A 1,452-nucleotide genomic window follows, 5' to 3' on the forward strand; every position below is an offset into this window, starting at 1 on the left:
GAAAAACAGCCATCCCGGCGGGATGGCTGCGCTATGGACCGAGACTAGCGAAAAGTGCCCTTGCCCCGCCCTAATGCAAATCAAATTTGCCGGGCTGGAGGGCGATCAAACGACGACCAGCGTCTGCCGCCCGTACCACTCCTCGCCGGCCGGCAGCGAGATCGGCCGAGTCGCCGCCGCCTCGACGCAGAGCATGTGGCGCCAGCCGTTGGCCGGCATGTCCTTGAGTTCGGCGCAGCGGTCGACAAACGGGTTCCACACGACCACATCCGGGAAACCCTGATTTTGCATGGCCAGGGTCTGTTTGCCGCTATGCAGCAGTTGCGGCCGCTTGGCGTTGAAATAGACGCGGTCGACTTCGCGGTCGACCGTCAATTCGGGACGGGATTCAAGGGCGCTGCGGTCGCCGTCGAGCGAATCGCAGTACTCCAGACCTTTCACCCCTTCCAGCACGGCCTCCTCGACCTGGGCGACGCGCAGATAGGTGTGCAACGCCCCGGTAAAGGAAAGCGGCGCGCCGCCGGTATTGGTGACGCCCAGCTCGATGTCAATGCGGTCGGCCTCGAGCATCAGTGTCAGCTCGGCATGGAAGGCGTGCGGCCAGAGCGCCAGCGTGGACTCGTCGCTGGTGATTTCCAGCGTGACCAGCGCGAAATCGTCGCCCGTCCGCTCGCTGCTGACCGACCATTCGCGGGTCCGCACGAAGCCGTGCTTGGGCAGATCGCCGCGTTCGGCAAATTGGGGAAAACAGACGGGAACGCCGCCGCGAATGGCGACGCTGCCGTCGAAAACGGCCTTGTCGGACAAGAACAGGCGCTCCTTGCCATCGGGCGGCACCCAGGACAACACCTGCGCGCCCAGTTTGCTGATGACGGCCGTCGCGCCGCGCGGGCCGTTCAGGCGCAGGCCTTCGATGCCGTGGAAGTCGATCGTTTCAATGGAAGGTTTCATGGGTATTCGGAATCACAAAAAGGTGGGGGCGAACATGCAGGAATTCGATATCGTGACCAAGCAGCGTGACACTGCCGGAACGCCGGTCGTTCCCGGTATCGCTGTATTCGAAGGAATAGACACGGCGCAGCCGGAGTCGCCCGGCGTCATCGCGGGCCAGGCGTACCGAGGTGCCAACAACGGTTTCATCGAGAAACTGCAGGCCATCATCCAGGCAAGCAATACGGGCTGCATTGACGCCGATTTCCCGCGTTTTCAGGCTATCCAGCCAGAACCAGACGCCGGCGGCAATCAAGGCAAGAAACAACACTTCGCTCAAATTCATCGCCCAAGTATACGTAATGTGGAAATACTGCACAGAAATTCCGGCGAAATTGCCGGATAATCCGCCTGTCAAATTTTTCCTTGTGATCATGGAATCTCCGCTGCAACTGCTACGTGAGCTTTTTCCCTTCGGCCAGGCCAGTGCCGAACAGAAAAGTGCAGCCGCAGTGCGTGGAT

2 protein-coding genes are annotated in these 1,452 nt (G+C 61.0%); both read right to left on the reverse strand.

Annotation, left to right across the window (positions count from 1 at the left end):
• Positions 1-105: 105 nt before the first annotated feature.
• Positions 106-951 (reverse strand): D-hexose-6-phosphate mutarotase, encoded by an 846-nt coding sequence (locus tag ADADOO_RS00180; protein WP_511274141.1) that lies wholly within the window; start codon positions 949-951, stop codon positions 106-108.
• Positions 935-1,452: DUF3301 domain-containing protein (locus ADADOO_RS00185; protein ID WP_511274142.1), on the reverse strand; the 518-nt coding region annotated here is incomplete at its 5' end. The genes ADADOO_RS00180 and ADADOO_RS00185, both read right to left, overlap by 17 nt.

It is taken from the genome of Azonexus sp., from assembly GCF_036170495.1.
In the GTDB taxonomy this organism is placed as follows: Bacteria; Pseudomonadota; Gammaproteobacteria; order Burkholderiales; family Rhodocyclaceae; genus Azonexus.

Bases quoted from the DNA above. Each gene is read 5' to 3' on its own strand.
- ADADOO_RS00180 (WP_511274141.1), bottom strand. From the start codon at position 951: ATGAAACCTTCCATTGAAACGATCGACTTCCACGGCATCGAAGGCCTG.